The following is a 24,004-nucleotide window of genomic DNA, read 5'->3' as shown; positions in this document are numbered from 1 at the left end:
TCAGGAGTCCGTGGCGCTGTCGTCGACGAGGTCCATGCCGAGGTCGAAGACCACCACGCTGTGCGTCAGGGCCCCCACCGAGATGTAGTCGACGCCCGTCTCGGCGACCGAGCGGGCGCGCTCGAGGGTGAGGCCGCCGGACGCCTCGAGGATCGCCCGACCGCCGGTGATCCGGACCGCCTCGGCCATCGTCGCGTCGTCCATGTTGTCGAGCAGGATCCACTCCGCGCCGACGTCGAGCAGGGCCCGCAGCTGGTCGAGGTCGGTGACCTCGCTGATGATCGGCAGTCCGGGGTACGCCGCCCGCACGGCCTCGATGGCCGGCACCACTCCCCCGGCCGCGATGACGTGGTTGTCCTTGATCATCGCCTTGTCGGCCAGGCTGAAGCGATGGTTGACGCCACCGCCGCACCGCACGGCGTACTTCTGGAGCGCCCGCCAGCCCGGCATCGTCTTGCGGGTGTCGAGGACCCGGGCTCCGGTGCCCTCGAGGGCCGCGACCCAGCGGCTGGTGGCGGTGGCGACCCCGGAGAGGTGGCTGGCGAAGTTGAGGGCGGTGCGCTCGGCGGTGAGCAGGCCGCGGGTCGGCCCGGCGACGTGCAGCACGACGTCGCCCGCGTCCACGCGGGTGCCGTCGGGGACCCGGCCGGTGATCGTGACCGCGTCGCCCATGACGAAGTGGAAGACCATCGCGGCGAGCGCGAGGCCGGCCACGACCCCGGGCTCGCGGGCCGCCCAGTCTGCCCGGCCGGTGGCGTCGGCCGGGATCGTCGCGACGCTCGTCGCGTCGTCCGCACCGTCGGGCAGGTCCTCGGCGAGGGCACGGGCGATGTCGGCGTAGACCTGCTCCGGGTCGAGCCCCGCGTCGCGGACCTCGGCGAGCAGCTCCGGCGGCAGGGCGTCGTACGGCGTGGGGTTCATCGCTTCTCCGCGGTGGGGGTGGACGGGTCGGTCGAGGGAGCCGGGACGAAGTCCTGGCGGAGCAGGCCGTCGACGACGCGGCTGTCGACGTGCCCGGCCCAGGCGACGTCGTCGCGCTCGGGGAAGTCCTCGCGCCAGTGGGAGCCGCGGGTCTCCTCGCGGAGCAGCGCGGCGCCGGCCAGGGCGGTGCTGAGGGAGAGCAGGTTGGTCGTCTCCCACCCGTCGACACCGGGGGCCTCGTGGCCGTCGGCGCCCAGGCCGGACAACCCGTCGAGGGCGGCTCCGATGCCGTCGGCCGAGCGGAGCACGCCGACCCGGGTCGTCATCAGCTCCTGCAGCGGACGGCGGCGGTCCCCGGCGACGAGACCGTCGGGACGCGGGTCGTCGGCGACCGGGTCGGCCCACGGCCGGAGCTCGCCGGGCAGGACCGCGGCGATCCGCCGGGAGAAGACGAGCCCCTCGAGCAGCGAGTTGGAGGCCAGCCGGTTGGCGCCGTGGACGCCGGAGCAGGCCACCTCCCCGGTGGCGTAGAGGCCGGGGACGTCGGAGCGGCCGTGCAGGTCGGTGGCGACCCCGCCGGAGGCGTAGTGCTGGGCCGGCGCCACCGGGATCAGGTCGGTCGCCGGGTCGATGCCGTGCTCGCGGCAGACGGCCAGGATGGTGGGGAACCGGCGCTCCCAGAAGGCCGCCCCCAGGTGACGGGCGTCGAGCCACATGTGCGGCCGTCCGGTCTCGATCATCCGACGGGTGATCGCCTTGGCGACCACGTCGCGGGGCGCGAGGTCGGCGAGCTCGTGCTCGCCCTGCATGAAGCGGGCGCACTCCCAGTCGACGAGGAAGGCCCCCTCCCCGCGGACCGCCTCGGAGATCAGCGGCTGCTGGCCCTGGGAGTCGGGTCCGAGGTACATCACGGTGGGGTGGAACTGGACGAACTCGAGGTCGCGCAGGGTCGCTCCGGCCCGCAGCGCCAGGGCCATCCCGTCACCGGTCGAGACGCTCGGGTTGGTCGACTGGGAGAAGACCTGGCCGAGGCCGCCGGAGGCCAGCACCACCGCCCGGCAGTGCACGGCCCCGACCCCGTCGCGCTGGCCCTCGCCGAGCACGTGCAGCGTGACGCCCGCGACGCCGCCGTCGTCGGCGCGGAGCAGGTCGACCGCGAGGGCGTGCTGGATGACCTCGATGGCCGGTGCCCGCTCGACGGCGGCGATGAGGGCCCGCTGGATCTCGGCGCCCGTGGCGTCGCCGCCGGCGTGGGCGATGCGGTCGCGGTGGTGGCCGCCCTCCCGGGTCAGCGACAGCTCGCCGTCGGGGTGGTGGTCGAAGACGGTGCCCAGGTCGATCAGCTCGCGGACCGCATCGGGCCCCTCCGTCACCAGCACCCGGACCGCCTCCTCGTCGCAGGCACCCGCGCCGGCGACCAGGGTGTCGTGCAGGTGCTGCTCGGGGGTGTCACCGGGCCCGAGGGCGGCCGCGATGCCGCCCTGCGCCCACTGGGTGGAGCCGGCGTTGAGGACGTCCTTGGTGACGACGAGCAGCGACAGCGAGCTGTCCTCGGCGTGGATGCGCAGCGCGGCCGTCAGCCCGGCGATCCCGGAGCCGATCACCACGACGTCCGCCCGGGTGGTCCAGCCCGGGTCGGGCGCCCGCAGGCGCTGGGGAAGCGTCACCGTGGACGTCGACTGCATCAGCGCAGGCTAGCGGGACACGGCGTCGCCGCGGGTCAGCGACGGGTCGCCGAACGTCTCGGCGGGGTCGTAGCCGGTGGCCATCACCTTGTTGTCCGCGTCCACGAACACCACCGAGGGCGTGAGCTCGCGGGCCTCGGCGTCCTCGACCTGCGCGTAGGCGATGAGGATGACGGTGTCACCGGGGTGCACCAGGCGGGCCGCGGCGCCGTTGATGCCGATCACGCCCGAGCCGCGCTCGCCGGCGATCGTGTAGGTCTCCAGCCGGGCGCCGTTGGTGACGTCGACGATGTGGACGAGCTCGCCCACGAGCAGGTCGGCGGCGTCGAGGAGGTCCTCGTCGACCGTCACCGAGCCGACGTAGTGGAGGTCCGCCTGGGTGACGGTGGCCCGGTGGATCTTGGACTTCATCATCGTGCGCAGCATCAGCTGCTCCTTTCGTGGGTGGTCGGGCCCCCGGTGGGGGTGCCCGCCTGCGGGAGCGTGTCGAAGACGATGGGCATGTTGTCGATGAGCCGCGTGGTGCCGAGCCGGGCGGCCACCAGGATCCGGCCCTCACCGTGCGCGGGCGGCTCGCCGAGGTCGACACCGGTGAGCGCGAGGTAGTCGAGCTCCACGCCCGGCTCCGCCTTGAGGACCCGCATCGCCGCCCAGCGCGCCGAGGGGACGCCGTACGCCGCCCGCTCCCGCGCCGCCCGCAGCGCGCGGCTGAGCGCGACCGCGGCGATCCGCTGGTCGGCGTCGAGGTAACGGTTCCGGCTGGAGAGCGCCAGGCCATCAGCCTCGCGGACGGTCTCGGCGCCCACGACCTCGACCGGCAGGCAGAGGTCGCCGACCATCCGGGTGATCAGCGCGAGCTGCTGGTAGTCCTTCTGGCCGAAGACCGCGACGTCGGGCTGCACCAGGCCGAGGAGCTTGGCGACGACCGTGAGCACCCCGGTGAAGTGACCGGGGCGGCTCTCGCCGTCGAGGATGTCGCCGAGCCGGCCGGGGTCGACGGTGACGCCCCGCTCGCTGCGCACGCCGTGCGGGTAGACCTCGTCCACTGACGGCGCGAAGACCACGTCGACGCCCTCGGCCGCGCAGACGTCGAGGTCGGCGTCGAGGGTGCGGGGGTAGCGGTCGAGGTCCTCGCCCTCACCGAACTGGAGCGGGTTGACGAAGACGCTCACCACCACGGTGTCGGCGTGCTCGCGAGCGGTGCGCATCAGGCTGGCGTGCCCCTCGTGGAGGGCACCCATGGTCGGCACCAGGGCGACGCGGCCGGGCCGTTGTGCGCGCCAGGACCTCAGCTCCTCGCGGGTGGACGCGAGGACGGGCGTGGCGGTCATCGACGCGAGGACCCCGGCCGGGCCGCCGGAGCGCCCTGGTGGTCGAGCGGGGCCTGGCGGTCGAGCGGGGTCGAGACCTCCGCGGCGTCGAGGACCGAGGCCAGCTTGGCCGCACGGATGGGCAGCACCCGGCCGTCGAGGACGACGCGCTCGAGCGTCGCGCGGGCCATCGCGACGTACGACGGGAGCGTGTGCGGGGCGGTCGCGGCGATGTCGGCGAGGTGGGCACGCACGGTCTCGACGTCGCCGCGGACGATCGGCCCGGTGAGGGCGGAGTCGCCCTGCGCGAGGGCGTTGTCGAGGGCCGCGGTGAGCAGCGGGCGCAGGGTGTCGGCGGGGCTGACGGCGTCGCTGCCGTCACCCGTGACGTCCATCGCCTGGGAGAGCAGCTCCATCGCCTGCGTCACGAGGGTGACCAGGTGGTTGGCTCCGTGGGCAAGACCTGCGTGGTAGAGCGTGCGACGGTCCTCGGGCACCCACATGGTGCGACCGCCGAGGTCGGCGACCAGCCGCTCGGTGAGCTCGCGCTCGGCGTCCCCGGCGGTGACGCCGAAGACGCAGCCCGCGAGGCGGGGCAGGTCGACCTCGGTGCCGGTGAAGGTCATCGCCGGGTGCAGCGCGATGACGCGGGCACCGACGGCGGCGGCCGGCTCGAGGACGGCGAGGCCGTGGCGACCGGAGGTGTGGACGACGTACTGGCCCTCGCGGATCGCGCCGGACGCGCTCAGCATCGCGACCACGTTGGGGAGCATGTCGTCGGGGACGGTGAGCAGCAGGAGGTCGCAGGCCCGGGCGACGTCGGAGGGCTTCGCGAGGGGTACGCCGGGCAGCAGTGCGGCGCTGCGCTGGCGGGAGGCGTCGGACTCGCCGGCGACGGCCACGATCTCGTGGCCCGCGCGGACGAGGGCGGCGGACAGGGTCGCGCCGACGCGACCGGCGCCGATGGCGCCGACCCGCAGGCCCGTGCTGGGCTGGGTCATCTGGTGCGAACCTCTCGTTTCAGTCCCGCTGCCCCCCGATGGGGCAGGTTGGGTACCGCTCGATGTGCTCGTGACTGCGACGAGAGTACGCCCGGCGAAACGGCCGTGTGAACAGTCGGTGAACGTGACGTACCCGACACCGAGGTGGTGGGCGGCGGGCGCCGACCGTCCGGGATGGGCGGTGTCAGGCGCGCAGGTGCAGCTTGGCGTGGTCGGGGTCGTCGACCGCGAACGGGCGCGGGGCACGGGGCAGCCACGCGTGGGTGACGTGGTCGACGACGTGCACCCCGGCCGGGGCGACGATCTCGGTGACCCCCTCGGGGACCTCGCCGTTGTTGAGCGCGTTGAAGACCGTCCACTCGCGGCGCTTGCGCCGGTTGCGGATGCTCGTGGCGAACGACGCCGGGTCGGTCCAGTGCGCGAACTCGTCGCCGTCGAGGTACTTCAGCTCGACCACGAGGCCCTGCGGCAGCGCGAACATCCGGAACGTCTCGGGTGTCGTACGGATCTCCCACTCCGGCGCCTTGGAGTAGACGAAGTCCGGGCTCATCGGGAAGCCCCACTCCTCGATGTTGCGCAGGCCGAGGTCGAGGTAAGCCGTGGTGTCGTCCTTGATGTAGAGGCCGTGGCGCGGGATGCGGACCACGGCGTCGGTCATCCCGATCTGCCACGACAGGTCGGCCAGCGAGACCTCGCCCTCGGTGGTGAGGACCATGTCGCCGTCCCACTTCCACGAGTAGCGGGTCCGGACGTGGCTGAAGCACCAGTTGTAGAAGTAGGCCAGCGAGTGCACCGACCGCTCGTTGACGGCCAGGTGCTCCGCGCCGGCGCGGGCGACGGAGAAGGGGTACTCCGCGAGCGTCAGCTTGTCCGGCAGGCCGGCGTCCGCGGCCGCGGCCCGCGCCGCCTCGCCCGTGCCGTCGTCCGACCCGTTGTCGACGACGAGCACGTGGTCGCAGGCCCGCAGCAGCGGCGGCAGCACGAAACGCATCGAGGGCGCCTCGTTCTTGACCCGGAGCACCGCGGTGGCGCCCCGACGCAGGCCGCCCTCCCGGTTCCAGGGCCAGACGATGTCGAAGTCGGTGTGCCCCTCGAGGTTGCTGAGGCCATGGCCGGAGCCGATGGGGATGCTCATCCCTGGGACCGCTCCCGACCGAGCGCCTTGCGTACGCCGCGGCGTACGGACGGCGGGATCTTGGCGCGCACGTCGTGCGGGATCTTGTCGGCCAGGCCGCCGGCCGGGGCCGGCTGGTCGGCGCCCGCCGCCTGGGCACCGGCGATCCGGGCCGCGACGACCGACGACTTGCTGATCGCCTCGGCCTCCTCGTAGAGGTCGGTGTAGGCGTCGCGGAGCTCGTCGAGGGTGGCGTGCACCTCGGTGGTGTCGCCGTCGGGCTCGGCGAGCTTGTTGAGCTCCTCCCACGTGGTGGCGGTCAGCTCGTGCAGCCGCGGCGGGAGACCGAGGTCGTCCAGGCTCTGGGTGACCCGGCGCAGGTTGGGGTCGATGAAGCGGTGGACCTCGCGGATCTGGTCGCTGCGGGTGTGGATGATGGTCTGGAGGTCGAGGGACCGGCCGACGTGCATGGTGGTCTTCACCCAGTCGGTGAGCAGGTCCTCGTAGCGGACGAAGACCCGGGCGCCGCCGGCGTTCTCGCGGGTCGCGCGCTCGGTGTGGAGCAGCATGTTGAGCCAGCTGGCGGCGAGGTGCGAGGCGCCGAGCTTGTTGGCGTAGTACTTCTGCTTGCTGCCCACGACCTCGGCCGGGGGGCGCAGCATCGTGGCGAAGACGGGGGTCGCACCCGTGCGGATGGCCGCGACCCGCCACAGCCCGATGAACCAGCTGAGCCGCGGGTCCTTGACGACCAGCTCGGGGTGGACGTCGAAGTGCGGCTCGAGCCACTCGGCGACCCGGATCCGGGCGGGCTCGCGGGTTGAGATGCGACCGGTCTCGAACCAGGCGTTCGGCCGGCTGTCGCTCACCTGGACGCCGGCCTCCTTGAGGAGCCGGTCGTGGAGGTCGACGACCCACTGGGGCTCGCTGAAGCCGCGGGGGTTGGACGCGTCGGCGGGGACCTCAGGCAGCGGGACGTGCATGCCGAGCAGGCTGGTGATGCCGGCCATCGTGGAGGTGCCGCTGCGACCGGCCCCGGCGACGAACAGCACCTTGCGGGGGACGCCGTCGGGATTCATCTCGTCGATGGCCCGGGCCTGCCGCTGCGTCGTCGATCCGGCCGTCGCTCCGATGGTCGGTCCGGTCGTCGCTCCGGTGGTCCCGCTCGCCTCAGTCACGGTCGGTGAGCCTACAACTCGTTACTGTCCCCACCTGTGAAGTGGTTTGGTCGGCGACAGCCCCTCGTCAGCGTGGTCGTGCCCGTCTATGCCGTGGAGGAGTGGCTGCCCGCCTGCCTGGCCTCCCTGGTGGCCCAGACGCACACCCGGTGGGAGGCCGTGGTCGTCGACGACGGCACCCCCGACCGGGCCGGCGAGATCGCCGACGAGTGGGCCGCCCGCGAGCCGCGTATCCGCGTCGTGCACACCCACAACGGCGGGCTCGGCGCCGCCCGCAACGAGGGCCTGCGGCACGTCCGCGGCGACTACCTGGCCTTCCTCGACTCCGACGACGTGCTCCCCCCGACCGCCCTCGCCGTCCTGGTCGGATCCCTGGAGGCCTCCGGCTCGGACTTCGCGACCGGCTCGGTGCTGCGCTGGGAGGACGGCACGCTGTCCGAGCCGCCGTGGATGCGCCGGCTGCACCACCCGCCCCTGACCGGGGTGCGGGCGCACGACCACCCCGAGATCCTCGGCGACGTCTTCGCGTGGAACAAGCTGTTCCGGCGGTCCTTCTGGGAGTCGGCCGGGCTGTCGTGGCCCGAGCGGATCCGCTACGAGGACCAGCCGACCACCACCCGCGCCTATCTCGCCGGCACCTTCGACGTCCTCGACGAGCCGGTCTACCACTGGCGGATCCGCTCGGACGGCAGCTCGATCACCCAGCAGCGCGCCTCGGTGCCCGACCTCGTCGACCGCTGGGAGACCAAGCGGATGACCCTCGCCTCGGTCGAGGAGCACGGGGACCCGGGGGTGACGTCGTACGTCGTGGACCGGGTGCTGGTCGGCGACCTGTGGCGCTACTTCCTGCTGATCCCCGGCGCGAGCGAGGAGTGGTGGCGGCTGCTGCGGGCCGGGGTGCTGGAGATCTGGGGGCAGCGCTCCCTGGTGCACAGCGGGCTGCCGCCCGTGCACCGGCTCTGCGGGTGGCTGGTCGAGCAGGACCGGCGCTCCGAGGCGGCCGAGCTGATGACCTGGGTGGCGGGCCTGGACGGGCCGGCGGGCAGGGTGCAGGACGTCGCCAGCGGCGCATGGCGGCTCGACGTACCGCACCGGGTGCTCGACGTCGCGACGGTGGACCCTGCGGCGCTGGAGGTGCGGCCGCACGAGGTGTGAGAGTCCCCGCTCCAGCGGGGATGTTGACGCTTGCTGGCCGAAATGTCGGCCAGCAAGCGACAAAGTCCCCGCCTCAGCGGGGACTTTGTCGGAAGCACGAAGCGGTCAGCGGGTCAGAGCAGGCCCTGCTCGCTGAGGAAGTCGGCCGCGACGTCCTCGGCGGTCTCCCGGTCGACGGCCATCCGGCCGTTGAGCTCGGTGAGCCCCTCGGTCGTCAGCGCCGCCATCAGCGGGTTGAGGATGTCGGCGACGTCGGGGTTGTCGGCGAGGAAGTCGGCGGACACGGCGGGCACGAGGTTCTGCGCCGGCTGGATCTGCTTGTCGTCCTCGAGGATCACCAGGCCCTGGGACTCCAGGGTGCCGTCGGTGGTGGAGGTCTCGCCGAGCTCGGACTCGCCGTCGAGGACCGACTGGTAGGTCTGGTCGGAGGCGTAGCCGAGCGGCAACACCTCGGTGACGTCGATGCCGTACTCGTCGGAGAGACCGCCCTCGCAGTCGAGGCGGCCCTCGCAGTCGGGCGCCGCGGCCAGGGTGACCGACTGGCCCTCGAGGTCGGAGAGCGTGGTGACGCCCTCGGCCTCGCTGAACTCCTGGGTCACGAAGAAGGCGTTGGCGTCGGTGGCGGGCGAGAGGTCGAGGAGCTCGATGCCGGCCTCCTCGAGCAGGGACGCGCCGTCGGAGGCGAGCTGCTCGCCGTCGCCGGCCTCGAAGGGCTCGGCGTCGGCGCCGTTGGCCTGGGTGTTGAGGAAGTTGACGATGCCGCCGACGTACTCCGGGACGATGTCGACGTCACCGGGGAAGGTCGGCATGTAGGCGTCGCGGGAGTCGACGAGCTTGGTCTCGACGGTGTAGCCGGCGTCCTCGAGGAGCTGCTCGTACATCGAGGCGACGAGGGTGGCCTCGGGGAAGTTCTGCCCGGCGAGGGTGAGGGAGCCCTTGTCGGCGGCGGCGGAGGTCTCCGGGTCGGAGGCGGAGTCGTCGGCGAGGTCGTCGCCGGCGCAGCCGGTGAGGGTCAGGGCGCCGGCGGCGAAGACCGCGGCGAACGTGCGAGCGAGGTGCATGGGAGGTTTCCTTCTGTGTCCCGCATCCCGAGGGTGCGCGTGTCCGGATGCTGCGTTCAGCCGACGGATTCGGCGGAGGACTCCACGGTAGCCCCGGTCACCGACAACGCGTCGTCGTGACCACCTGCGGGGGTGGATGCACCCGTACGCCGCGCGGGGTCGGCCGCGCGCTGCGCCAGCGCCGCCGCCATCTCGAGCACCAGCGCGACCGCGGCCACCACGACGGCACCCGCGATGCCCTTGCCGTAGTTGGAGCGGAAGAACCCGTCGGTGATGATCCGGCCGAGCCCGGGCCCGGCCACCAGCGCTGCGATGGTCGCCGTCGCCCAGACCTGCACGAGCGCGAGCCGCAGGCCCGACATCACCAGCGGCAGGCCCAGCGGGAGCTCCACCCGCCAGAACTGCTGGCGGCCGGTCATGCCCATCCCCCGCGCCGCCTCCCGCACGTCGGGCGCGACCTCGCGCATGGCGACGTACGAGTTGGTGATGATCGGCGGCAGCGCGAAGAGGGTGAGGGCGATCAGCGTCGCCAGGCCGGCGCGCCCGTAGGGGCCGAAGGAGTCGGTGCCCGGCCACGGTGCGACGACCAGCAGCGCCAGCAGCGCGAAGGTCGGCACCGCACGGCCGATGTTGGAGATGTTGATGGCCAGGAAGCCACCCCGGCCCAGGTGGCCCAGCCACAGGGCGAGCGGCAGCCCGAGCACCATCGCCATCAGCAGGGCCGTGAAGGTGAGCAGCAGCTGCTCGGCCATCAGGGCGAGGATCCCGTCGCTGCCCGTCCAGTTGGCCGGGTCGGACAGGTAGGCCCACATGTCCGTGAGGACCGTCATGCCCGCACTCCCCTCGTCCACGGCGTGAGCACCCGTTGCATCAGCACCAGCAGCGCGTCGAAGACGACCGCCAGCACCACGCACAGCACCGACGCCGTGAAGAGCTCGGCGCGGAAGTTGGTGAGCACGCCGTCCTTGATGAGGTTGCCGAGGCCGCCGTACGCGACCAGCGAGCCCACCGTGGTGAGCGCGACGGTCGAGACGGTCGCGACCCGCAGGCCGGCCATCACCACCGGCAGGGCCAGCGGCATCTCGACCTTCATCAGCAGGGACCTGCGCCCGTAGCCGAGGCCGACCGCGGACTCGCGCACCTCGTCGGGCACCGAGCGCAGTCCCTCCAGCAGGCTGCGGACGAGGATGGTGAGCGCGTAGAGCGCCAGCCCGATGACCACCGTCGTGGCCGACAGCCCGGTGAAGGGCACCAGCAGGGGGAAGAGCGCGAGCGAGGGCACCGTGTAGATGCCGGTCGTCACCGCGAGGATGCTCGACTCCATCCGCGGCAGCCGGCGCGCCAGCAGCGCCAGCGGGAACGCGATCAGCAGCCCGAGGACCACCGCCACCACCGTGATGCCGATGTGCTGGACCGTGGCGTCGACGATCTCGTCCCAGCGGTCCACGACGTACTCGCCGCAGACCCACTCGTTGACCTGCCGGCTGTAGCAGCTCGGCTCGTCGGCACTCGACAGCCGGATCTGCGCGGCCTGCACCAGTAGGGTCACCGCATGGACGCTACCGCCTCCGACCACGGATTCCAGTCAGCGTCGGCGACCCCCGACGCGCACGACGACGCGGCCGACGGTGCGGACTCCGACACCATGATCCGCCTGTCCGGCGTGGGCAAGACGTACGACGACGGCACGGTCGCGGTCCACGAGCTCGACCTCGACGTACGCCGCGGCGAGATGGTCTGCCTCGTCGGTCCGTCGGGCTGCGGCAAGTCCACGACGCTCAAGATGATCAACCGGCTCATCGAGCCCACCACCGGGCGCATCTGGCTCGACGGCACGGACGTCACCCACGCCGACCCGGTGGAGCTGCGCCGCGGCATCGGCTACGTCATCCAGCAGATCGGCCTCTTCCCGCACCAGAAGATCATCACCAACGTGATGACCGTGCCCCTCCTGTACGGCGAGTCCAAGTCGACCGCGCGCGAGCGCGCCCGCGAGCTCATGCACACCGTGGGCCTCGACCCCGACCAGTACGCCGACCGCTACCCGCACCAGCTGTCCGGCGGCCAGCGCCAGCGCGTCGGCGTGGCCCGCGCCCTGGCGGCCAACCCGCCGGTGCTGCTGATGGACGAGCCCTTCGGCGCCGTCGACCCCGTCGTCCGCACGCGGCTCCAGGACGAGTTCCTGCGTCTCCAGCGCGAGCTGGGCAAGACGGTCGTGCTCGTCACCCACGACATCGACGAGGCCGTCCGGATGGGCGACCGGGTCGCGGTCTTCGCCACCGGCGGCCGGCTGGCGCAGTTCGCCACGCCGATGGAGCTGCTCGCGCACCCGGCCGACGACTTCGTGGCCGACTTCGTCGGCTCGACGCGGGGCCTGCGCCGCCTCGCCGTGACGCCGCTGCGCGTGGAGCACCTCGAGCCCCTCGAGGGCGTGCAGGGCGGTCAGCTCGGTGCGGCGATCGACCTCGACTCCACGCTGGAGGAGGCGTTCGCCGCGTTGCTGCGCGACGACAAGCCGATGATCGGGGTCAAGCAAGGTGCGGCCTTCGTCGGCGTGCTCACGCCGGCCGGGGTGCACCGCGCGCTGCGCGAGTCCCTGCGCTGAGGCGCGGCGCGAGTCGCTGCGCTGAGCGCTGCGCCGGGCCCCGAGGACGACGTCAGCGGACCGGCACGTCCTTGTGCCACGACTCGGTGACGTAGCGCGTCTCCCAGCCCATGGCGACGTACAGGCCGTCGGCCCCGGTCGGGGAGTCCGCATCGACCTCCAGACCGACCCGGTCCCGGTCGCGCGCGGCGGCGTCGGCCACGATCGTGCGCAGCAGCCCGGTCGCCACGCCCCGGCCACGGGCCGACTCCAGGACGCCGAGGTAGGACACGTAGGAGCCGTCGGGGCCGTCGTCGCTCTCCGAGACCGTGCCGACGAGGGCGCCGACGGGCTCGGGGGCCTCCGGGTCGTCGAGCAGCTCGGCGAGCCACCAGTGGTCCCAGCGGTGGCCGGGGTCCTCGCGGAGCCGGTGGATGAACTCGTCGAAGGTCTCCTCCGCCGAGTTGAAGTGGTCGGTGAAGGCACCCTCGAGCACGTCGTGGACCGCCCGCAGGCAGGACTCGTCGGGCATCCCGTCGTCCTCGCGACCGACGAGCCGGAAGCGCACGCCCTTGCGCTCCCACCCGGCCGGGTCGGCCACCAGCGTCGCCTCGTCGGCGGTGACCGGCCGGCTCATCTGCCACCAGGTGCGGACCTTGGTGAAGCCGGCCCCCTCGAGGAAGCGGTGCTGGCGGTCGTCGCCGGCGAACGCGCCGGTGTCGATCTGCTGGACCTCGAGGCCGCGACCCTCCCCCACCGACCGGGCCTGGGCCTCGGCCCACTCGAACAGCACGTCGGAGCATGCCAGCGCGGTGTCGTCGTCGAGGTCGCGGTCGACGACGTGGACGAAGAGCATCCGGCCCTCGGCCCGGTCGTGCACGCTGCCCCATGCGCGGATCGTGCCCGCGGTGTCGCGGACGACGACGTTCTCGCGGGTGGCGAGGCCGTGGTCGGAGACCTCGACGCGTACGTCGTCCTCGGACGCGCCCGCCCAGCCCCGACCGGCGGCCTCGTGGGCGCGGAGGAGGTCCCTGAGGCGGGCCACCGTCGCGGCGTCCCCGCCGTCGACCGGCCCGGGCTCCCAGCCCTCCGGTAGCGGGTGATCCTCGGGAATGACGCTGGCGGGGTCGCTCTCGAACCGGTTGTCCTCAGGGATCACATCAGTTGATTCTGCCCTACGGGCCGGGCGGTCACCCGGCCACGGTCACCCGGCCGCCGCCGGCGGGACGGTCGGCGGCGTCGTGGATCAGGCGGACTCGGCGCGCTTGGCGGCCGCGGCGGCCTTCCAGGAGACGAGCTCGGCGCGCATCACGTCGAGCTCGGCCTCGAGCTCGGCGACCAGCACGATGGCCTCGGCCGCGCGGTCCTCGGAGGCGTCGAGCAGCCGGGCGGACTCGGAGACCTCACGCTCGGCGACGTCGGCGCGACGGGCCTCGGCGTTGAGCTTGCGGGTCTGGTCGGCGGCGAGGCGCTGGGCCTTGCTCAGGGCCACCTCGAGTCCGTCGATGACCTCCTCACGATCGGCGATCTTGCGGCGCATGTCGGCGGCGAAGACGGCGTTCTCGGCGGTGCGCTCCGCGGTGAGGGCGGCGTACGCGGACGCCTGCTCGGCGCGGTCCCGCGCGGCGTCGCGACGGGCCTGCATGACCTCGGTGTGGGTGATGCGGGTCGCGGCAGCGCCGAGCACCAGGGCCGCGACGGCGACCAGCGACGTCAGCCAGCCGATGCCCGCGACCAGGGCCCACCCGACCAGCAGGGTCGCCACGGCGAGCAGGGCGACGGCCACGGTCAGTCGCGTGCTGCGCTGGCGACGACGGGAGGCGCTGCGCGCGGTGGGCGCGGTGCTCGTCGGGGCCGGGGCAGCCGGAGCGGACACCTGTGACTGCTGGGGCTGGAGGGAAGGCATACCAGCAGGTTAGGGCCCGTTCTCGCGGGAGGGCAGCCGACACGCGCGCTCGAGGAGCAGCGAGGAGATGACGATCGCCACTCCGGCGGCGGCCGCCACGGCCGAGCGGAGCACTCGCTGGCCGGCCAGCTCGGAGGCGTCGCCGACCCAGGTCACGGCGTACGCCGCATAGCCCGCGGCCACCAGCGCACCGACCAGGGCGCAGGCGCGGGCCAGCACGAGCCGGTTGACCGCGCGGTGCGGCTCCAGCCGCTCGTGGCGGACGTGGAGGGTCCGGCGGGTGTCCCACGCCAGCGCACCGACGAAGCACGCCACGAAGACCAGGGCGAGCACCTGGACCCACGTGACGATCGGCGCCGTCCCGTCGAGGGCGACCGCGACGTCGCGCAGCACCCCTCCCCCGACCATCCCGAGAGCGGCCGCGACCGCCAGGGCGGTGGCGGAGGTCGGACGCAGGCGGCCCTCCGGCTCCTCCTCGGGACCGGGGACCTCCGGGCCCCCGTCGGGAGGGCCTGCGGTCACTGGACCTCGAGGGCCAGGTCGTCGCGGCGCGAGATGCCGGTGGCGTCGGCCTGGTCGAGCAGGTCGGCGATCGGGCCGTGGTCGGGGAGCTCGGCGTCGGGCTCGAGGTCGTGCCACGGCTTCAGCACGAACGCGCGCTGGTGGGCGCGCGGGTGCGGCAGGCGCAGGAAGTCGTCGTCGGCGCGGCGGTCGCCCACGACGATCAGGTCGACGTCGAGGGTCCGCGGGGCGTTGCGGAGGTCGCTGCGCTCGCGGGCGAAGGCGTCCTCGATGGCGAGGGCCCGCTCCATCAGCCGGGCGGCCGGGAGGGTGGTGTCGGCCAGCACGACCGCGTTAAGGAACATCGGCGAGTCCTCGACCGGCGAGTCCACCGGCTCCGACTCGTAGACCGGCGAGACCCCGGTGAGGAAGAGGTCCGGAGTGTCGGCGAGTGCGTCCACGGCGCCCTGGAGGGTGGCGAGCCGCTCGCCGAGGTTGGATCCGAGCGCGACCACGATCCGGCGGATCGGGTGCATCTCTCCGGTGAGGGAGTCCGTGTCCACGATGTAGGGATTGGGGGTCTCGGTCATCGACTGGCCTCTGTCCTGGTGATCGTCAGCGCGACATCCCGAAATGTCGCGTCAATGGGTGCATCTGGCTTGTGGATCGTGACGCGGGCCCATTCAACACGACCGTCGGTCAGGCAGATGTCGGCGATGCGCTGGGCCACTGTCTCGATGAGGTCCACGGGGTCGGACTCGACTGCCGCCCGGACCCGGTCCACGAGAGTCCCGTAGTTGACGGTGTCCTGCAAGTCGTCGGACGCGGCCGCCGGACGGGTGTCGATGCCCAGTGCGAGATCGATCACGAAGGTCTGTCCCTCGCGTCGCTCGAAGTCGAAGACGCCGTGGTGCGCGAAGCACTCGACGCCCGTGATGCTCAGCTCGTCGGTCATCCGTGCTGCTCCTGTCCGGTGGTCGGCGCGGGTCCTGGCGACCGGTGGGTCCGCCAGGCCTGCCAGGCCGCGAGGGCGTCGGTGGTGGCGCGTACGTCGTGCACCCGCAGGCCCCACACGCCCAGGTCGGCGAGCAGCGGCACCAGGGCGGAGTGCGCGTGCTCGCGCTCGCCGGGCGGTCGCGGGGTGCCGTCGGGGCCGGCGAGCAGGGCGCCGAGGAAGCTCTTGCGGCTCGCGCCCACCAGCAGCGGTCGACCCAGGGCCGCCACCGCCTCGAGGTGGGCCAGCAGCTGCCAGTTGTGCTCCCCGCGCTTGGCGAAGCCGAGGCCGGGGTCGAGCACGACGCGGTCGGGGTCGATGCCCGCGGCGGTCGCCGCGTGCAGGCGCTCGGCCAGCTCGTCGACGACGGCCGTCACGACGCCGCCGGGACCGTCGTACGTCGCGAAGTCGGCCATCCGGTCGCTGTGCGCGCGCCAGTGCATGGCGACGTACGTCGCGTCGGAGCCCGCGACGACGCCGAGGATCGCCGGGTCGGCCAGCCCGCCCGAGACGTCGTTGACGATCCGCGCCCCGGCCTCGAGCGCGGCCGCGGCGACCTCGGCACGCATGGTGTCGACGGAGACGACCGCGCCCAGCGCGGCGAGCCCGGAGATGACCGGCACGACCCGGTCGAGCTCCTCGGCCACCACGGGCCGGGTCGCCCCGGGACGCGTCGACTCGCCGCCCACGTCGAGGACGTCGGCCCCCTGGGCCAGGAGGTCGCGGCCGTGGGCGAGGGCGGACGCGGTGTCGGCGTACAGGCCGCCGTCGCTGAAGGAGTCGGGGGTGACGTTGACGATCCCCATCACGAGGGGTCGCTCGGGGAGCGTCATCGGCGGGAGTGGATCAGCGCCATCGCCTCGGAGCGCGTGGCGGCGTTGTGCATGATGCCGCGCACCGCCGACGTGATCGTGCGGGCGCCCGCCTTGCGCACCCCGCGCATGGTCATGCAGAGGTGCTCGGCCTCGATGACCACGATGACGCCGCGCGGCTCGAGGATCTCCATGAGGGCGTCGGCCACCTGCGTGGTGAGCCGTTCCTGCACCTGCGGTCGCTTGGCGAAGACGTCGACGACGCGCGCCAGCTTGGACAGCCCGGTGATCTTGCCGGTCTCGGCCGGGATGTAGCCGACGTGAGCCACCCCGGTGAAGGGCACCAGGTGGTGCTCGCACATCGACCACAGCTCGATGTCGCGCACCAGCACCATCTCGTCGTGGCCGATGTCGAAGGTGGTGGTGAGGACGTCCTCCGGGCGCTGCCGCAGGCCGGCCGTCAGCTCGGCGTACGCACGCGCCACGCGAGCCGGGGTGTCGTGCAGGCCCTCGCGGTCGGGGTCCTCCCCGATCGCGTGCAGCAGCTCGCGGACCGCCGCCTCGGCCCTGGCGTGGTCGAAGTCGGGAACCTCGCGCTCGTCAAGGCTGATCGGGTCGGTCATGGCGTGGGCCCGTCAGGTCGTCGTGGGCGGGGTGGGCGGCGTGGTGTCGGGACCGCCCACGGTGTCGCCGTGGGTGTCGCCACCGGCGCCGGGCGGGGTGAGGACGATGCCGCCCTCGACCCGGTCGGGCGCTGTGCCGTTGGCGTTGCGGGCCCGCTCGCGGATCTCCTCGGGGATCTCGACCGGCGGGATCGCGGACGGGTTGCGGTCCGGCGACCCGGTCCAGGCCGGACGCGCCCCCTGCAGCCGCAGGGGCTCGAAGATCCTGGCGATCTGCGCCTTGTCGAGGGTCTCCTTGTCAAGGAGCTCGAGGACCAGGGCGTCGAGGACGTCGCGGTTCTGCTCGAGGATGTTGAAGGCCTCCTGGTGGGCGGTGCCGAGGAGCATCTTGACCTCGGCGTCGATCACCGCGGCGACCTCCTCGGAGTAGTTGCGCTGGTGGCCCATGTCGCGGCCCAGGAACGGCTCGGAGGTGCTGTCGCCGAGCTTGATCGCGCCGAGCCGCTCGCTCATGCCGTACTGCGTGACCATGGCACGGGCCAGGCTGGTGGCCTTCTCGATGTCGTTGCCGGCGCCGCTGGTGACGTCGTGGAAGATCAGCGCCTCGGCCGCCATGCCGCCGAGCATGTAGGCCAGCTTGTCGAGCATCTCCGAGCGGGTCTGGCTGTACTTGTCCTCGTCGGGCAGGACCATCGTGTAGCCCAGGGCCCGGCCGCGCGGGAGGATCGTGACCTTGTGCACCGGGTCGGTGCCGGGCACCGCGGCGGCGACGAGGGCGTGGCCGCCCTCGTGGTAGGCCGTGATGAGCTTCTCCTTCTCGCTCATCAGGCGGGTACGGCGCTGCGGTCCCGCGATCACGCGGTCGATGGCCTCGTCGAGGGACGCGTCGGTGATCAGCTTCTCGTTGCCGCGGGCGGTGAGCAGCGCCGCCTCGTTGAGCACGTTGGCCAGGTCGGCGCCGGTGAAGCCCGGCGTACGACGGGCCACGCTCAGCAGGTCGATCTCCGGGGCCATCGGCTTGCCGCGCGAGTGGACCTTGAGGATCTGGTGGCGACCGTTGAGGTCGGGGGCGTCGACCTGGATCTGGCGGTCGAAGCGGCCCGGGCGCAGCAGCGCCGGGTCGAGCACGTCGGGCCGGTTGGTCGCGGCGATGAGGATGACGCCGCCGCGGACGTCGAAGCCGTCCATCTCGACGAGGAGCTGGTTGAGGGTCTGCTCGCGCTCGTCGTGGCCGCCGCCCATGCCGGCGCCGCGGTGGCGTCCGACCGCGTCGATCTCGTCGATGAAGACGATGGCCGGGGCGTTCTCCTTGGCCTGCTCGAAGAGGTCGCGGACGCGGCTGGCGCCGACACCGACGAACATCTCGACGAAGTCGGAGCCGGAGATCGAGAAGAAGGGCACGCCGGCCTCGCCGGCGACGGCGCGGGCCAGCAGCGTCTTGCCGGTGCCGGGCGGGCCGTAGAGGAGGACGCCCTTGGGGATCTTGGCGCCGACCGCCTGGAACTTGGCGGGCTCCTGCAGGAACTCCTTGATCTCGCCGAGCTCCTCGACCGCCTCCTCGGAGCCGGCGACGTCGGAGAACGTCGTCTTCGGCATGTCCTTGGTGATGAGCTTGGCCTTGCTCTTGGCGAACTGCATGACGCCGCGGCCACCGCCCTGGGCCTGGTTCATCAAGAAGATGAAGAGCAGCACGATCAGGGCGAAGGGCAGCAGGGTCACCAGCAGCGAGCCGAGGACGCTGGGCTGGGGGTTCTCGGAGTTGGCCTCCTCGATGGTGCCGGCCTCCACCTGCTCGTCGACCGCGGCCAGGATCGACTCCTGCTGGCCCTGGATGTAGTAGGCGACGACCTTGTCGCTGCCCTCCCGTACGCCGGAGTCGAGCGTGGCCCGGATCTCCTGGTCGCCGTCCACGAACGTGATGTCCTTGACGTCGCCGGCGGCGATCCAGGCGTTGAGCTCGGAGGTCTTGACCTCGTCGTGCCCGCCGTTGGGGATGAGGAACTGGATGGCGAGGAGCGCGGCGACGCCCGCCACCAGCGCTATCAGCCAAGGGCCCTTGAAAATACGCTTCACAAGCATCTTTCGCGACGAGGGGTTCGGGGGGTGTGACCGTACATCGTCACGCCCACCCGCGGGTGTGGACCATTCTTTCAGGCCGGGTGAAGCGCGGGGCCTTTCACGAGTAGACGTGCGGCGCCAGGGTGCCGATGTCGCGCAGGTTGCGGTAGCGCTCCTGGTAGTCGAGCCCGTAGCCCACGACGAACTCGTTGGGGATGTCCCAGCCGACGTACCGGGGCTCCACCGGCATGCTCAGCGCCTCCGGCTTGCGCAGCAGGGTGGCGATCTCGACGCTGGCCGGGCCGCGGCTGCCGAGGCTGTTGACCAGCCAGCTCAGGGTGAGCCCGGTGTCGATGATCTCGTCCACGATCAGCACGTGCCGACCGGTGATGTCGGTGTCGAGGTCCTTGAGGATCCGCACCACGCCGCTGGACTTGGTGCCCGAGCCGTAGGAGCTGATCGCCATCCAGTCCATCTCGACGTGGCGGCCGAGTGCGCGGGACAGGTCGGCCATCACCATCACGGCGCCGCGGAGGACTCCGACCATGAGCAGGTCGTGGCCCTCGTAGTCCGCGGCGATCTGCTCGCCCATCTCCCGCAAGCGGGCTTGGATCTGCTCCTCGGTGAAGAGCACGTTGACCAGGTCAGACTCCACGTGGGACGCGTCCATGGCGAGCAGCCTAGGTGCACCGGGCGCCGGGTCGTCGGGGCGGTCGAGGAACGGGCGGGCAGCCCCGGCGCGGGTGGGGAACCACCACGGCGTACGCCGCGGGGATCGGGCCGCCCTCGTTCCCCGGCGACGCCGGTGGGGAACAGGATCGGCCGGCACGGTCGCGGTGAGCCGGGTCTGGTTCCCCGCCGACGCGAAGCGGTCAGGCGGGCGCGGGGCCGCCGGGCGCGGACGGGGCGCGCTCGAGGACGAGGTGGCCGTTGCGGCGTACGGCACGCAGGTGGCCGGGGAGGTCGATCCACTTCTGGCCGCGCCAGTCGGTGAGCAGGGCGTCGACGGCCAGCACGTGCTCGTGGTGCACCTCGGAGGCCGGGGCGCCCGCGGCGAGGAGGGCGCTGCGGAGCACGCGGCGACGCAGCGAGGGGTGCTGGTCGGCCAGGGGATCGACCGCGAGCCCGTCGTCGGTGGTGACGGCGGCGGCGACCGCGGTGGCGAGCTCGTCGAGCAGGCCCATGTCGTCGCGGAGCTGGTCGGCGGTGCGGGCCAGGGTGGGTGCGACACCGGGTCCGAGCTCGTCCTCGAGCACCGGCAGCACCCGGCGGCGGACCCGCACCCGGGTGTAGGCCGGGTCGGTGTTGTGCGGGTCCTCCCACGCCCGGAGGCCCTCGACCTGGCAGGCGGTGACGGTGTCGTCGCGGCGTACGCCGAGCAGCGGCCGGGCGAACACGTCGAAGCGGCGGCGCATCCCGGCCAACGAGCGCCCGCCCGAGCCGCGGGCCAGCCCGAGCAGCACGGTCTCGGCCTGGTCGTCGAGGGTGTGACCAAGGAGGACCACGGCCGCGGAGGTGCGCGCGGCGACCTCCTCGAGCACGGCGTAGCGCGCCTCCCGGGCGGCCGCCTCGGGCCCGAGCCCGGCGGCGTCGACCACCACGGTGGCGGTCATCGTCTCGTCGGCGCCGAGCCCGGCCATCTGCTCGACCACCCGCGACGCCTGGTCGGCGGACCCGGCCTGGAGCCCGTGGTCGACGGTCACGCCGATGACGCGCTGGTAGCGCTTGTGGCCCTCGAAGACGGCCGCGCTCATCAGGGCCAGCGAGTCGGCGCCGCCGCTGCAGGCCACCACGACCGTGGCCCCGGCGGGCAGGTCGTCGAGCACGGCCCGTACGCCGCGGCGTACGGCAGCGATCGCGGGGTGCAGGCTCACCGCCCGCCTCAGAGGACCCGGGTGATCCAGGCGTCCGGGTCACCGATCTCGGACTTGCTGGGCAGGTGTGCGGGCTCGGCCCACACGGCGTTGAAGTCGTCCATGCCGACCTTGTCGACGACGTGGCGCACGAAGGCGGCGCCGTCGCGGTACTGCGCCATCTTGGCGTCGAGGCCGAGCAGCCGGCGCAGGATGCGGTCGAGGGTGCCGACACCCTTGCGGCGCTCGTTGAAGCGTCCCCGGATCCGCTCGACGCTGGGGATCACCGTCGGCCCGACCCCGTCCATCACCACGTCGGCGTGGCCCTCGAGCAGGGACATGACGCCGGTGATCCGGTCGAGGATCTCCTTCTGCTCCGGGGTGCCCATGACGTCGACCAGGCTGCCGCCGCCCCCGCGGACGGCCTCGGAGACGCGGCGTACGACGTCGTCCATCATCCCGGTGGGCTCGACGGTCCCGGTGAGGGCGAGCATCTCGGAGTAGAGGTGGTCGCGCATCCACGGCACGGCGGTGAACTGCACCCGGTGGGTCTCCTCGTGGAGGCAGACCCAGAGGCGGAAGTCGGTCGGGTCGACGCCGAGCTCGCGCTCCACGTGGACGATGTTGGGGGCGACGAGCAGCAACCGGCCGGTGTCCGTGGCGACTCCCCCGTCGGGCCCCTCGTCGGGAAGGCCGTAGAAGGGGTCGAACTGGCCGAGCACCTTGGTGCCGAGGAAGCCCAGCATGAGGCCGACCTCGGCCCCGGTGACCCGCGAGCCGATGGCCAGCGACAACCCCTGCGGCGTGCCCTTCTTCTCCGTCAGCCGGGTCACGAGGGGATCCAGGATGCGGGCGAAGCCGTCGGCGTTGGCCTGCACCCAGCCGCGCCGGTCGACCACGAGGACGGGTGCAGAGTTGCCGTGGGCGACCAGGCCGGTGAAGTCGCGGACCAGCCCGGTGGAGCGGTTGGCGTCGTCGCGGAGCTCGGTCACCGCCGCGGCCGCGTCGGCCGGGGTCACCTCGGGGCCGTCGCCGGCGACCTTCGCCCCGAGGTTCACCGCGAAGTCCCAGTCGACCATTGACGTCATGGGGCGACCCTAGCCGGACGGCCCACGTCAGCCGGCGCTGCAGCGGCAGGCCGCGAGGTCCCCCGCGAGGCGGTCGACGGCCTGCTGCGCATCGAGCTTGTCCTCGTCCCTGGCCCGGTCCACGGCCACCACGAAGGCCATGGCGTTGCCGTCGCGGTCGGTCGTCACGCCGGCCAGCGAGTGGACCCGGCTCAGGGTGCCGGTCTTGGCCCGCACGTGCCCCGGCCCGGCGGGCGAGCCGGTGTCGAAGCGGAAGGCGAGCGACCCGGTGAACCCGGCGACCGGGAGGCCGGTGAGCACCGCCCGCAGGGCCGGGTTGGCCGGTGCGGCGGCGGCCTGCACCACCTGCAGGAGGGTCCCGGCAGAGACCCGGTTCTGCCTGGAGAGCCCCGAGCCGTCGTGGATCACGTCGGAGCCGGTGTCGACGCCGATCCCCCGGAGCGTCGCGAGCACCGCGGCCGCGCCGCCCTCGAAGGACCCCTCACCGCTCACCGCGATCCCCACGTGGCGGGCCAGCACCTCGGCGGCCTCGTTGTCGCTGACCTCGAGGACGTGCTCGACGATGTCGGCCACCGGCGCGCTGGTCACGGAGGCGATCTCGGTGGCCCCGGCCGGCGCCGTGGTCGGTGTCGGGGCGCCGACCACGCGCACCCCCGCGTCGCGCAGGGCGGCGGCGAACGTCTCGCCGGCGGTCGCGCTGGGGTCGTCGGAGTAGCCGAAGCCGGTGGGCGAGGCCCCGCGGTCGACCCACAGGGCCGTGATCGGGCTGACGATGTCGTCGGGCACGTAGTCGGCCCGCCACCGCGGGTTGTTGCTCGGCCCGGTGAAGAGGCTGTCGTCGTACTGCACCCGCACCCGCTGCCCGGGGTCGACGCTCGCCGCCACCCGGCGGGCGAGGGTCACCACGTCGGTGCGCTCGGGATAGGCCGTCAGCGACTCCTCGGGGGTGAGCGGCCTGCTCGCGAGGTAGGGGTCGCCGCCTCCGACGAGCACCACGTCGCGCGGCGAGGCGCCCGTGACGACGCGGGTCGTGAAGCGGGTGTCGGGGCTGAGCGCCTCGAGCGCAGCGGCTCCGGTGAGCAGCTTGGTGGTCGAGGCGGGGATGACCGCGCCCTCGCCGTACGACCAGACGGGCCCGTCGCCGTTGAGGTCGCCGACCGCGGCGACCACGTGCCGGCCGAGGTCCTCGTCCTGGAGCCCGGGGGCCATGGCTGCCGCGACCGCGGCCGGGTCGACGGTGCCGCGTCGAGCGGGCGGTACGACCTCCGAGACCGACGCGGGCTCGCTCCACTCCGGCAGCGCCACCCCGGCGGGTGGGGCGATCGCGGCGGGCTCGGACTGCGGGTCGAGCGCGAGCCAGGGGAGGTAGCGGGGGCCGAGGTCGAGGCGGTACGACGCGAACGCGGCGGCCACCAGGGCCAGCACCAGGAGGGTGGGCACCCAGTGCGCGACGCGGCCGGGACCGGTGGGTCCCGGCGAGTGGCGTCGGTCACGTCCCACAGGAATTCCCCCCTCACTTTGGCCGTCGGGGGTCATTGTGCGCGACACTGGCCGCCGATCACCCACATGCCCCAGGAGATAACCGTGCCCGACGAGCAGGTAGCCGACGACGTCCGCGACGAGATCAGTGAGAGCGACGTCCACCCGCCCGAGGGCGGCCAGCTCCTCTTCGACGTGCTGATCGAGATCCCCAAGGGCTCGCGCAACAAGTACGAGGTCGACCACAAGACCGGGCGCCTGCGCCTGGACCGGATGCTCTTCACCTCGACCGCCTACCCCGAGGACTACGGCTACATCGAGAACACCCTCGGCCAGGACGGCGACCCGCTCGACGCGCTCGTGCTGCTGCAGGCGCCGACCTTCCCCGGCTGCCTCATCGAGTGCCGCGCGATCGGCATGTTCCGCATGACCGACGAGGCCGGCGGCGACGACAAGGTCCTGTGCGTCCCGTCCCACGACCCGCGCCTGCAGCACCTGCAGGACATCGGCGACGTCTCCAAGTTCGACCGTCTCGAGATCCAGCACTTCTTCGAGGTCTACAAGGACCTCGAGCCCGGCAAGTCCGTCGAGGGCGCCAACTGGGTCGGCCGCGCCGAGGCCGAGGCCGAGGTCCGCGCGTCGTTCGAGCGCGCGCAGACCGAGGGCCACTGACCCACTGACCCC

Annotated in this window: 25 protein-coding genes; 3 read left to right on the top strand and 22 right to left on the bottom strand. The window is 72.9% G+C overall.

Features of this window, described 5'->3' with window-relative positions; all coding sequences use genetic code 11:
* The 7 genes from nadC to DAE25_RS01205 all read right to left on the bottom strand — a co-directional run bounded on the left by nadC (nt 1) and on the right by DAE25_RS01205 (nt 7,206).
* Nucleotides 1-921, bottom strand: coding sequence for a carboxylating nicotinate-nucleotide diphosphorylase (nadC, locus tag DAE25_RS01235; RefSeq protein ID WP_107764444.1), 921 nt, complete (start codon nt 919-921; stop codon nt 1-3).
* A complete protein-coding gene (locus tag DAE25_RS01230; protein ID WP_107764443.1) occupies nt 918-2,606 on the bottom strand; it encodes an L-aspartate oxidase in 1,689 nt (562 codons plus the stop codon). The genes nadC and DAE25_RS01230 overlap by 4 nt, the downstream gene beginning before the upstream one ends.
* Nucleotides 2,607-2,615: 9 nt before the next feature.
* Nucleotides 2,616-3,032 (bottom strand): aspartate 1-decarboxylase, encoded by a 417-nt coding sequence (panD, locus tag DAE25_RS01225; RefSeq protein ID WP_107764442.1) that lies wholly within the window; start codon nt 3,030-3,032, stop codon nt 2,616-2,618.
* Nucleotides 3,032-3,937, bottom strand: a complete 906-nt coding sequence (gene panC / locus DAE25_RS01220; protein ID WP_107764441.1) for a pantoate--beta-alanine ligase — start codon at nt 3,935-3,937, stop codon at nt 3,032-3,034. Before panC ends, panD begins: the two co-directional genes overlap by 1 nt.
* Nucleotides 3,934-4,917, bottom strand: a complete 984-nt coding sequence (locus tag DAE25_RS01215) for a Rossmann-like and DUF2520 domain-containing protein (RefSeq protein WP_107764440.1) — start codon at nt 4,915-4,917, stop codon at nt 3,934-3,936. Before DAE25_RS01215 ends, panC begins: the two co-directional genes overlap by 4 nt.
* Before the next feature lie 184 nt (nt 4,918-5,101).
* Nucleotides 5,102-6,052, bottom strand: a complete 951-nt coding sequence (locus tag DAE25_RS01210) for a glycosyltransferase (RefSeq protein ID WP_107764439.1) — start codon at nt 6,050-6,052, stop codon at nt 5,102-5,104.
* Nucleotides 6,049-7,206 carry a sulfotransferase family protein gene (locus DAE25_RS01205; RefSeq protein ID WP_234410772.1) on the bottom strand — a complete coding sequence of 386 codons (1,158 nt, stop codon included), beginning with the start codon at nt 7,204-7,206 and terminating at the stop codon, nt 6,049-6,051. Before DAE25_RS01205 ends, DAE25_RS01210 begins: the two co-directional genes overlap by 4 nt.
* Before the next feature lie 36 nt (nt 7,207-7,242).
* Between DAE25_RS01205 and DAE25_RS01200 the strand changes: the two genes are divergently transcribed.
* Nucleotides 7,243-8,361 (top strand): glycosyltransferase family 2 protein, encoded by a 1,119-nt coding sequence (locus DAE25_RS01200; protein WP_107764438.1) that lies wholly within the window; start codon nt 7,243-7,245, stop codon nt 8,359-8,361.
* 113 nt (nt 8,362-8,474) lie between these two features.
* Here DAE25_RS01200 and DAE25_RS01195 read toward each other — a convergent pair whose 3' ends face one another.
* From DAE25_RS01195 to DAE25_RS01185, 3 genes are read right to left on the bottom strand one after another with little or no spacing between them, the layout of a single operon-like run.
* A complete protein-coding gene (locus tag DAE25_RS01195; RefSeq protein WP_107764437.1) occupies nt 8,475-9,422 on the bottom strand; it encodes an ABC transporter substrate-binding protein in 948 nt (315 codons plus the stop codon).
* 56 nt (nt 9,423-9,478) lie between these two features.
* Entirely contained in the window at nt 9,479-10,252 is a 774-nt protein-coding gene (locus tag DAE25_RS01190) for an ABC transporter permease (protein ID WP_107764436.1), read from the bottom strand.
* A complete protein-coding gene (locus tag DAE25_RS01185) occupies nt 10,249-10,971 on the bottom strand; it encodes an ABC transporter permease (RefSeq protein WP_234410771.1) in 723 nt (240 codons plus the stop codon). Before DAE25_RS01185 ends, DAE25_RS01190 begins: the two co-directional genes overlap by 4 nt.
* A gap of 3 nt (nt 10,972-10,974) precedes the next feature.
* Between DAE25_RS01185 and DAE25_RS01180 the strand changes: the two genes are divergently transcribed.
* Nucleotides 10,975-12,027: an ABC transporter ATP-binding protein gene (locus tag DAE25_RS01180; protein ID WP_407669310.1), complete on the top strand. Its 1,053-nt coding sequence runs from the start codon at nt 10,975-10,977 to the stop codon at nt 12,025-12,027.
* A gap of 52 nt (nt 12,028-12,079) precedes the next feature.
* On the opposite strand, the gene DAE25_RS01175 is transcribed toward DAE25_RS01180, so the two are convergent.
* From DAE25_RS01175 to dacB, 12 genes are all read right to left on the bottom strand, one after another.
* Nucleotides 12,080-13,165 carry a GNAT family N-acetyltransferase gene (locus DAE25_RS01175; RefSeq protein WP_107764435.1) on the bottom strand — a complete coding sequence of 362 codons (1,086 nt, stop codon included), beginning with the start codon at nt 13,163-13,165 and terminating at the stop codon, nt 12,080-12,082.
* A gap of 87 nt (nt 13,166-13,252) precedes the next feature.
* The gene (locus DAE25_RS01170) at nt 13,253-13,912 is read right to left on the bottom strand and encodes an SPX domain-containing protein (protein ID WP_234410770.1); all 660 of its coding nucleotides are present in this window, start codon (nt 13,910-13,912) and stop codon (nt 13,253-13,255) included.
* 9 nt (nt 13,913-13,921) lie between these two features.
* A complete protein-coding gene (locus DAE25_RS01165; RefSeq protein ID WP_234410769.1) occupies nt 13,922-14,434 on the bottom strand; it encodes a DUF3180 domain-containing protein in 513 nt (170 codons plus the stop codon).
* Nucleotides 14,431-15,003 (bottom strand): 2-amino-4-hydroxy-6-hydroxymethyldihydropteridine diphosphokinase, encoded by a 573-nt coding sequence (gene folK, locus DAE25_RS01160; protein ID WP_107764433.1) that lies wholly within the window; start codon nt 15,001-15,003, stop codon nt 14,431-14,433. The genes DAE25_RS01165 and folK overlap by 4 nt, the downstream gene beginning before the upstream one ends.
* Entirely contained in the window at nt 15,000-15,368 is a 369-nt protein-coding gene (gene folB / locus DAE25_RS01155; RefSeq protein ID WP_056887513.1) for a dihydroneopterin aldolase, read from the bottom strand. Before folB ends, folK begins: the two co-directional genes overlap by 4 nt.
* Nucleotides 15,365-16,240, bottom strand: coding sequence for a dihydropteroate synthase (gene folP / locus DAE25_RS01150; RefSeq protein ID WP_234410768.1), 876 nt, complete (start codon nt 16,238-16,240; stop codon nt 15,365-15,367). The genes folB and folP overlap by 4 nt, the downstream gene beginning before the upstream one ends.
* On the bottom strand, nt 16,237-16,842 hold the full coding sequence (folE, locus tag DAE25_RS01145) for a GTP cyclohydrolase I FolE (RefSeq protein WP_107764432.1): 606 nt from the start codon (nt 16,840-16,842) through the stop codon (nt 16,237-16,239). The genes folP and folE overlap by 4 nt, the downstream gene beginning before the upstream one ends.
* Before the next feature lie 12 nt (nt 16,843-16,854).
* Entirely contained in the window at nt 16,855-18,921 is a 2,067-nt protein-coding gene (gene ftsH / locus DAE25_RS01140) for an ATP-dependent zinc metalloprotease FtsH (protein ID WP_107764431.1), read from the bottom strand.
* A 97-nt stretch (nt 18,922-19,018) separates the two neighbouring features.
* Nucleotides 19,019-19,570 (bottom strand): hypoxanthine phosphoribosyltransferase, encoded by a 552-nt coding sequence (gene hpt, locus DAE25_RS01135; RefSeq protein WP_107764430.1) that lies wholly within the window; start codon nt 19,568-19,570, stop codon nt 19,019-19,021.
* A 202-nt stretch (nt 19,571-19,772) separates the two neighbouring features.
* Entirely contained in the window at nt 19,773-20,774 is a 1,002-nt protein-coding gene (tilS, locus tag DAE25_RS01130) for a tRNA lysidine(34) synthetase TilS (RefSeq protein WP_107764429.1), read from the bottom strand.
* 8 nt (nt 20,775-20,782) lie between these two features.
* The gene (locus DAE25_RS01125; RefSeq protein ID WP_107764428.1) at nt 20,783-21,841 is read right to left on the bottom strand and encodes a zinc-dependent metalloprotease; all 1,059 of its coding nucleotides are present in this window, start codon (nt 21,839-21,841) and stop codon (nt 20,783-20,785) included.
* A gap of 27 nt (nt 21,842-21,868) precedes the next feature.
* Nucleotides 21,869-23,341 carry a D-alanyl-D-alanine carboxypeptidase/D-alanyl-D-alanine endopeptidase gene (dacB, locus tag DAE25_RS01120; protein WP_159083509.1) on the bottom strand — a complete coding sequence of 491 codons (1,473 nt, stop codon included), beginning with the start codon at nt 23,339-23,341 and terminating at the stop codon, nt 21,869-21,871.
* 123 nt (nt 23,342-23,464) lie between these two features.
* Here dacB and DAE25_RS01115 point away from each other — a divergent pair, with 123 nt between their 5' ends.
* A complete protein-coding gene (locus DAE25_RS01115) occupies nt 23,465-23,992 on the top strand; it encodes an inorganic diphosphatase (protein ID WP_234410828.1) in 528 nt (175 codons plus the stop codon).
* Nucleotides 23,993-24,004: the final 12 nt, after the last annotated feature.

It is taken from the genome of Nocardioides terrigena, assembly GCF_003047265.1.
Classification (GTDB): domain Bacteria; phylum Actinomycetota; class Actinomycetes; order Propionibacteriales; family Nocardioidaceae; genus Nocardioides; species Nocardioides terrigena.
This window is presented reverse-complemented; position numbering and strand designations above follow the sequence as displayed.